Genomic DNA, 285 nt, shown 5'->3' on the forward strand with positions numbered 1-285 from the left:
TACCCGAGGCGTCCGCCACGGTCGAAGCCGTGCTGCCGTCCGGATACGTCACCGTCACCGTGTTGTTCGCGTCCGCCGTCCCGCTCACCGTCAGGCCACCATCGCCGTTCGCCGTCACATTCACCACTGGCTGCGTTGGCGGCGTATTCGTGTAGGGCACGTCCACTGGCGTGCTGGAGTTGTGCGCCGCATCGGTGGCGACCGCTTCCACCATGCCGTTCGCCTGCGGAACATGGGTCGTCACACTGTAGTTACCCGAGGCGTCCGCCACGGTCGAAGCCGTGC

General features: G+C 66.7%; 1 protein-coding gene. It reads right to left on the bottom strand.

Annotated elements, in window-relative coordinates; translation table 11 throughout:
* The coding region (locus tag CIC12_RS14210) for a hypothetical protein (RefSeq protein ID WP_238812606.1) at positions 1-271 on the bottom strand (271 nt) is incomplete at its 3' end.
* Positions 272-285: the final 14 nt, after the last annotated feature.

The sequence above is a fragment of the Paraburkholderia sp. SG-MS1 genome, assembly GCF_012275575.1.
Lineage (GTDB): Bacteria > Pseudomonadota > Gammaproteobacteria > Burkholderiales > Burkholderiaceae > Paraburkholderia.